7 protein-coding genes are annotated in these 7,842 nt (G+C 63.9%); 3 read left to right on the top strand and 4 right to left on the bottom strand.

The genetic code is table 11. The features are described 5' to 3' along the window. The 3 genes from ENZ74_RS14605 to ENZ74_RS14595 all read right to left on the bottom strand — a co-directional run. The coding region (locus ENZ74_RS14605) for a helicase-related protein (RefSeq protein ID WP_127312832.1) at positions 1-2,493 on the bottom strand (2,493 nt) is incomplete at its 3' end. A gap of 730 nt (positions 2,494-3,223) precedes the next feature. After that, the gene (phbB, locus tag ENZ74_RS14600; protein ID WP_013529183.1) at positions 3,224-3,949 is read right to left on the bottom strand and encodes an acetoacetyl-CoA reductase; all 726 of its coding nucleotides are present in this window, start codon (positions 3,947-3,949) and stop codon (positions 3,224-3,226) included. A 198-nt stretch (positions 3,950-4,147) separates the two neighbouring features. After that, positions 4,148-5,326, bottom strand: coding sequence for an acetyl-CoA C-acetyltransferase (locus ENZ74_RS14595; protein ID WP_024502944.1), 1,179 nt, complete (start codon positions 5,324-5,326; stop codon positions 4,148-4,150). An 86-nt stretch (positions 5,327-5,412) separates the two neighbouring features. On the opposite strand from ENZ74_RS14595, the gene ENZ74_RS35705 reads away from it, so the two are divergent. Both ENZ74_RS35705 and phaR read left to right on the top strand, forming a co-directional pair. After that, on the top strand, positions 5,413-5,541 hold the full coding sequence (locus ENZ74_RS35705; RefSeq protein ID WP_255337222.1) for a hypothetical protein: 129 nt from the start codon (positions 5,413-5,415) through the stop codon (positions 5,539-5,541). An 84-nt stretch (positions 5,542-5,625) separates the two neighbouring features. Further along, positions 5,626-6,237, top strand: a complete 612-nt coding sequence (phaR, locus tag ENZ74_RS14590) for a polyhydroxyalkanoate synthesis repressor PhaR (protein WP_063169186.1) — start codon at positions 5,626-5,628, stop codon at positions 6,235-6,237. A 21-nt stretch (positions 6,238-6,258) separates the two neighbouring features. Here phaR and ENZ74_RS14585 read toward each other — a convergent pair whose 3' ends face one another. Next, positions 6,259-7,398: a citrate synthase gene (locus tag ENZ74_RS14585; RefSeq protein ID WP_063169185.1), complete on the bottom strand. Its 1,140-nt coding sequence runs from the start codon at positions 7,396-7,398 to the stop codon at positions 6,259-6,261. A 92-nt stretch (positions 7,399-7,490) separates the two neighbouring features. Between ENZ74_RS14585 and ENZ74_RS14580 the strand changes: the two genes are divergently transcribed. Continuing rightward, on the top strand, positions 7,491-7,842 hold a 352-nt coding region (locus ENZ74_RS14580; protein WP_281059706.1), incomplete at its 3' end, for a citrate/2-methylcitrate synthase.

Here is a 7,842-nt window from a genome sequence, read left to right as displayed (position 1 = left end):
GTCCTGTGCTGCGAGCCGCGCCTTGACCTCGACGGCCGGCTTCGGCTCGGCACGGTAGCCGAGACCTTTGAGGATCTCTTCCATGTCGTCCGCGGTGGCGCCGAGGATCGACATCATCGGCGGCGTCACCATGAAGGACTGGCCGTCATAGGCGCCGTCCGGGCGCTGGCCGAGGCCGGGCTTCCAGTTGGTCGCCGGGCGGATCAGATCCGCCAGCCGTTCCAGGATGTCGATGCGCACGGCGCGACGGCCGAGATTGCGGTAGCCGGCAAGCTTGTAGAAGGTCTTGTCGAAGGCGGGGTCGATGACCACCGAGGTGCGACCCGAGGCGAGCGCATGGACCACGTCGCCAAAACCTGGCTTGTCCTTGCCGTCGTTCTTCAGCGCCCACAGCAGCGTCACCAGCCCGGCAGGCGCCGGCTTGATCAGCGCCGGCACGAAGACATGGTAGGCGCCGAAGCGCACGCCAAGCCGGCGAAGGGCTGCGCGGCCTTCCTGGTCGAGCGACTTCATCTCCTCGGCGATGTCGCGGCGGTTGATGAGGCCGAAATTCTCGACCAGCTGGAAGGCGATGCCACGGCCGATGCCGGAAATCTGGTCGGCGTTTTTCAAGTCGACCAGCGGCTTCAGCAGCGACTCGATCTGGAAATTGACGAAACGCTCGGCACGCGCGGCGACCTTGTCGCGCGCCGGGCCGGTCAGCTGTTCGTCGGCCAGCAGCACCAGCCGCGGCTTCAGCGCGTCTTCGCCTGATACAAGCGTGCCGATCGGCGCACCGATCCAGCGCAGCGTGCCATCCGACCCGAGCGCGATATCGCCATTGGCCGAGGCGCCGAAGCGTTCGGCGCGCGCCTCGAACTCGGCGGCCAGCGCCTTCTGGGCAGCGGTGCGCACCGCCTTGGCGTCTTCGCCGCCGGCGGTCTGGTCGGCGGTGAAGCGGAACCCTTGCAGCTCGCCGACATGGTGGCCTTCGACAAGGACGGTTCCGGTAGGACTAATTTCGGCTTCAGGCATGGTATTTTCTCTAAGGCGCCGCATGAGGACGGAAGTCCTGCGGTCTACGAAGCGTTTCGTCAACCGCTCATGCAGCGCATCCGACAATCTGTCTTCGATTTCGCGCGTCTTTTCCTGCCAGTGTGCCTGATCGGCCAGCCAGCCGGGCCGGTTCGACACGAATGTCCAGGTGCGGATCTGGGCAATGCGATGCGAGAGCGTATCAATGTCGCCCTCTGTTGTGTCGGCGCGGCGAACCTGCTCGGCCATATAATTCTCGTCGACATGGCCGTGGCGTGCGAGGTCCGTGTAGATCGAGGCAATGAGGTCGGCATGCTGGGCCGGCGCGATCCTGCGGTAGTCGGGCAGCGCGCAGGCTTCCCACAACAGCGCCACGCGCTTGGCATTGGTGGTGAGTGCGCGGATGTCCTCGTCGCGCGACAGATGCTCGAGCGCCTGTGCATCGACGGCAGGCAATGCCCGTGTCAGTCCCTCGACCGGGGCGTTGGTTTCGATCGAGCGCTTCAGCGCGTCGAGGCTGGCAAAGTCGAAATGTGCGGTGCGCCATTGCAGCACCTTCACCGGGTCGAAGTCGTGGCCTTCGATCTTCTTGATCAGATCCTCGTCCAGCGGGTCGACCTGGCCGGTGACACCGAACGTGCCGTCGCGCAGATGCCGGCCGGCGCGGCCGGCGATCTGGCCAAGCTCGGCCGCCGTCAGATTGCGGTACTGGAAGCCGTCGAACTTGCGATTCTGGGCGAAGGCGACGTGGTCGAGATCGAGGTTGAGACCCATGCCGATGGCATCGGTGGCGATGAGGTAGTCGACATCGCCGGACTGGAACAGCGCCACCTGGGCGTTGCGGGTGCGCGGCGAGAGCGCGCCGAGCACGACGGCGGCACCGCCCTGCTGGCGGCGGATCAACTCGGCGATGGCGTAGACCTCGTCGGCGGAAAAGGCGACGATCGCCGTGCGCCGCGGCAGGCGGGTCAGCTTCTTGGAGCCGGCATAGGCAAGATGCGACAGCCTCGGCCGCGTCACCACCGAGACACCCCTCAGCAGGCGCTGCAGGATACTTTGCATGGTGGCGGCGCCCAGCAGCAGCGTTTCCTGGCGGCCGCGCAGGTGCAGGATGCGATCGGTGAAGATGTGGCCGCGCTCGAGGTCGCCGGCGAGCTGCACCTCGTCGATGGCGACGAAGGCGGCGTCGGTCTCGCGCGGCATGGCCTCGACGGTGCAGACCGAATATTTGGCGCCCGGTGGCTGGATCTTTTCCTCGCCGGTAATCAGCGCAACCTTGTGGGCGCCGACCTTTTCGCAGACGCGGGCGTAGACCTCGCGCGCCAGAAGCCTGAGCGGCAGGCCGATGATTCCACTCTCATGCGCCACCATGCGCTCGATGGCGAGATGGGTCTTGCCGGTGTTGGTCGGCCCGAGCACGGCGGTCACGTCGCGGCCCGACAGGATCAGCGGCTCAGTGTGTTTGGGCTGGATGTTCATCAACCTAGAATAAGGCTTCCGGGACCTGGAGATAAGGCTTCTGGCCTCTGGTTGTCGGGAGCGTGCCTCAAATGGGCGCGTATGACAGGCGACACATAGGGATTTCGGGCGCGAAGCGAAAGCGGAATGTTCCGTCGGCAGCCAGAAGGTGGTTCCGTCAAGCTCTCAATCAGAATGCGGATTAACGGATAGAACGAGTCTGGAACGAATCGGCGACGAATCAGTGACTCCTGCAGGTTCAGCTTTTGTTCACGGCTATATGTGGATTTCGCGACCACGAGACGCACCACATGCTGAATCGCTGAACTGGCCCGTTTCGTGCTAAGAGGGCATTGCCATTAACCTTTGCCGATAAACGATCACAATGGCTTGGCGTGCCTCGACCAAGGTTATGAAATTGTTGATCTTTCTTAATCTGCGTTAAGCAATTGGCAGGGGATTCCGGCTGTCGTCGTTAACGTTCAGCTCAAAGCCGGAACGAATCGGCGACGAATCAGCGATGGCGGAATTTTCCCGTTTTGTTCACCTCAATATCTTGTGTTGTGAACAGCTTATCCACCGAGAATCCACAGGCTTGGAAGCTGGTTTCGCACAGGCCGGCCGGGCCGCTGTTAACCTCTGCGTGCCGGATTGGGTCAGCAGCCGTGCTGTCACTTCGAAGGGACCATGGCGCAAACGAAAAACGGGCCGGCGCGCCGGCCCGTCGATCTCTGCGCCTACATCGCCGTCGTCAGGCGAAATACTGGCCGCCATTGGCCGTGATGGTCGAGCCGGTGATGAAGCCGGCATCTTCGGATGCGAGGAAGACGACGCAGCGCGCGATTTCTTCGGGCTCACCGAGGCGGCCGACAGGAATCTGCGGAATGATGCGCTCGTTGAGCACCTTCTCGTCGATCGCCTTGACCATCTCGGTGGCGATATAGCCGGGACAGATGACGTTGACAGTGATGCCGGCGCGCGCCCCCTCTTGGGCGAGAGCCTTGCTGAAACCGATATCGCCGGCCTTGGCGGCGGAATAGTTGACCTGGCCGGCCTGGCCCTTCTGGCCGTTGATCGAGGAGATGGTGATGATGCGGCCGAACTTGCGGTCGCGCATCCCGCTCCACAGCGGATGCGTCATGTTGAAGACGCCGGACAGGTTGGTGTCGATGACCTCTTTCCACTGCTCACGCGTGATCTTGTGGAACATGGCGTCGCGGGTGATGCCGGCATTGTTGACCAGCACCGAGACCGGGCCGAGATCGGCCTCGACCTGCTTGATGCCGGCGGCGCAGGCATCATAGTCGGCGACCGACCATTTGTAGACCGGAATGCCGGTCTCAGCCTTGAATTTCGCCGCTGCGGCATCATTGCCGGCATAGTTCGCCGCAACCGAATAGCCGACGGTCTTCAATGCGATCGAGATCGCCGCGCCGATGCCGCGCGATCCGCCTGTGACGATTGCTACCTTGGTCATGCATTTCCCCTTTTTTGATATCGCCCTGTTGTCGGGCTTGGCAGGCACTGGATACAGAACGGGCGGCTAAAGCGCGTCGCGCTGAAGTAGGTTCAGGCGATGCGCTTCAGCTGTTTGGTTTTATGCATGTCGGTGTTCCCAAAACCGCTGCGCAGTTTTGGGCGACATGCATGCACGCCGCCCGTTTAGTGACTTTCTTCAGAGTGCTTCGACACACATGGCGACGCCCATGCCGCCGCCGATGCACAGGGTAGCGAGACCCTTCTTGGCGCCGCGCCGGCGCATTTCGAAGACCAGCGTGTTGAAGACGCGAGCGCCGGACGCACCGATCGGATGGCCGATGGCGATGGCGCCGCCATTGACGTTGACGATCGAGGGATCCCAGCCCATGTCCTTGTTGACGGCGCAGGCCTGCGCCGCAAAGGCTTCGTTGGCCTCGACCAGGTCGAGATCGCCGACCGACCAGCCGGCCTTTTCCAAGGCCTTGCGCGAGGCGGGAATGGGTCCGGTGCCCATGATCTGCGGATCGACGCCGGCGGTTGCCCAGGACACGATGCGCGCCAGCGGGGTGATGCCGCGCCTCACCGCTTCCGCTTCGCTCATCAGCAGCGCGCCGGCGGCGCCGTCATTGATGCCGGAGGCGTTGGCGGCGGTTACCGTGCCGTCCTTGTCGAAAGCCGGTTTCAGCTTGGTCATGGCGTCGATCGTGGCGCCGTGGCGGATGTATTCGTCCTGGTCAACGATGGTGTCGCCCTTCTTGCCCTTGATGGTGACGGCGACGATCTCGTCCTTGAACTTGCCGGCCTTCTGCGCGGCCTCGGCCTTGTTTTGCGAGGCGAGCGCGAACTGGTCCTGGTCTTCGCGGGTGATCTGGAACTGACGCGCGACGTTTTCGGCTGTGTTGCCCATGTGGTAACCGTTGAAGGCGTCCCACAGCCCATCCTTGATCATGGTGTCGATCAGCTTGAAGTCGCCCATCTTGACGCCGGCGCGCAGGTGCTGGGCATGCGTCGAAAGCGACATCGATTCCTGGCCTCCGGCGACGATCACCTTGGCATCGCCGATGGCGATCTGCTGCATGCCGAGCGCGATGGCGCGCAGGCCCGAGCCGCAAACCTGATTGAGGCCCCAGGCGGTGGTTTCCTTGGGCAGGCCGGCATTGATCGATGCCTGGCGGGCCGGGTTCTGGCCTTGCGCGGCGGTCAGCACCTGGCCGAGGATGACCTCGTCGACCTCGCCTGGTTCGACGCCGGCACGCGACAGCAATTCCGTGATGACGACGGCGCCGAGCTCATGCGCCGGGGTGGCGGCGAAAGCGCCGTTGAAGGAGCCGACCGGCGTGCGCGCCGCACTGGCAATGACGATGGAAGCGGACATTTTCTTCTCCAGACTTCAAGGGTGTTGCTCTGTCGTTGGGGACTTTTCTTGCCCTTTCCCAACCCCAAGTCAAACCGGAAATGGGCATGGCGCCCATGCGCCGCAAGCAGGCCATGCCTTGCCATGGCGGCCATTCGTCCATTGCTGCGCAGCATATTTTGCCTGCCATGCAGCATTTAGTGATCCCGCACTGCACAAACTGCTTGGAATTGTGAGGCTTTTGCGCATATCCTCAAAAAAGGCACAATCGTTATCGGCGGCTTACTCAGAGGCGCGCCGGTGTCCCCGGGAGGATGTAGATGGCCGCTAAAGACGATCCGATCATCATCAAGAAATACGCCAATCGCCGCCTCTACAACACCGGCACCAGCACCTATGTGACGCTCGAGGACCTCGCCGAGATGGTCAAGAAGGGCGAGGAGTTCACCGTCCAGGACGCCAAGACCGGCGACGACATCACGCATCCGGTGTTGACCCAGATCATCTTCGAACTGGAGAACAAGGACGGGCAGAACATGCTGCCGATCCCGTTCCTGCGCCAGCTCATCGCTTATTACGGTGACCAGATGCAGATGATCGTCCCGAGCTTCCTCGAACAGTCGATGCTTGCCTTTTCCAAGGAGCAGGAGCGCTTTCGCGAGCAGATGAAGGGGGCGCTCGGCAAGTCGCCGCTCGACATGATGAAGATCACCACGCCGATCAAGGCGCTGGAGGAACAGACGCGCCGCAACATGGAAATGTTCCAGAATGCGATGCGGCTGTTCACGCCGTTCCCGCCCGCTGGCTCCGCGCCAGCCGCTGCGACGTCGCCCGAGCCGGCCAGGAAGGAAACGCCTGACAAGCCCGACGATCTTCAGGAACTGAAGGACCAGATCGCGGCCATGCAGCGCAAGCTCGACACGATGTCCTGAGCGCCTGGCGTTCTTGCGGCCTTACACCAGCACGCCCTCATAGCGGCCGCGCGGCCGGATGACACTTCCGCTTGTTATCTGTTCGACCGTGTGCGCGGCCCAGCCGACGCTGCGTGCGAGCGCGAACAGGCGGAACGGTGCATCGCGCGGCAAGCCTAGGCTGCGCGTCAGCGCGGCCAGCCCAAAGTCGATGTTGGGAAGCGCGCCGGTCGCCGCAAAGGCAGCGTCGCGCAGCGACGATAGTGTGCCGTCAACCTCGATCACCGACAGCAGCGCCGCCCCGCGGGGATCGCCGTCAGGATAGAGTTGATGACCGAACCCCGGCAGCGGCCGGTCATGGCTGAGCCAGCGCCGGATCGTCGCATCGGCGCCATGCCGCGCCGCATCCTCGGCCAGTTGCATCACCGCCTCTCCGGCGCCGCCATGGCGCGGGCCTGACAGCGTCGCGAGCCCTGCCAGCAGGCAAGCGGCCAGCGGCGCGCCGGTCGAGGCTGCGACGCGCGCGGCGAAGGTCGACGCATTCAGTTCATGATCGGCAAGCAGGACAAGCGCACGGCGGATCGCATCGGCGCGGCCGGCATCCACCGACCAGTCCTGCGCAAGCCGCTGATGGACGGGATTTGACCCCGCCGGTGCGCCCAGCGCGGCGGCCAGCACGCCGACCGCGTGCGCGGCATCGGTATGCAGCGAGGCGGCGCTGCGCCCGAGCGACGGGCGCCCCTGACCGGCAAGCACGGCAAGTTGCGCAAAGGCCGAGGCTCGGCCAGCTTGATGGGGTGCGTCCGGCGACGCTGCTTCGAAAGCCACCGGTTTCGGCAGAGCCCACAGAACGGCGGCGGCTTCTTCCAGTGTGGCGTGCCCGGAGAGCACTGCGGCGTCCTGCCCGCGATAGATAAGCCGACCGCGCGAGACGGTCGAAATCGCCGTTACGATCGAGGGCTCGCCCCAGGCGATGGCGCTTTCGGCGATGACTGACGGGCTGCGGCCGCGCGCCCGGCGGGTCGCCAGTGCGGCGATATCGTCGGCGCGGTACTGGCTGCGGCGCGGATCGGCGCGGTTGGGCCGCATGCCGATGCGCCCACGGCTGACATAGGCGTACAGCGTCTGCGCCCGCACCTTGAGTCTCTCCAGCGCCTCTTCCCGGGACAACCACTCGGACATATCGAGCCCTGATATTGATTATATTGATCAAGATTGATGGAAACGTTGCCCATCTCTATCTCCGATCCGGAAATGCTTCAAGGAGACAGGCTATGGCGAATGGGCTCGATGATGTGGTGGCGGCGGAAACCGTGCTTTCCGATGTGGATGGTCTTGGCGGCCGTCTGACGATCCGAGGTCATTCGCTGCCGGAACTGGCCGGCCGTTGGAACTATGCCCAGGTGGTTAGGCTGCTGCTCGACGGCTTCTTCAACGACCTTCCCGATGATGCGCAACTGACGCGGGCGCTGGGACAGGCGCGTGCGGACGTGTTCGAACGGCTCTTGCCCTCGCTGCCTTTGCTGGCGCCGCTCGATGTCTACAGCGCCATGCGCGCCGGCATGGCGCAGCTGCCGGATGGCGAGACCTTGACCGACGCCTTGCTGCTGATCGCGGCGTCAGCAC

Origin of the sequence: Mesorhizobium sp. M7A.F.Ca.CA.002.15.2.1, from assembly GCF_003998715.1 — a bacterium.
GTDB lineage: Bacteria > Pseudomonadota > Alphaproteobacteria > Rhizobiales > Rhizobiaceae > Mesorhizobium > Mesorhizobium ciceri.
The sequence above is the reverse complement of the archived record's forward strand: the minus strand, read 5'-3'. Positions and strand labels throughout refer to the sequence as shown.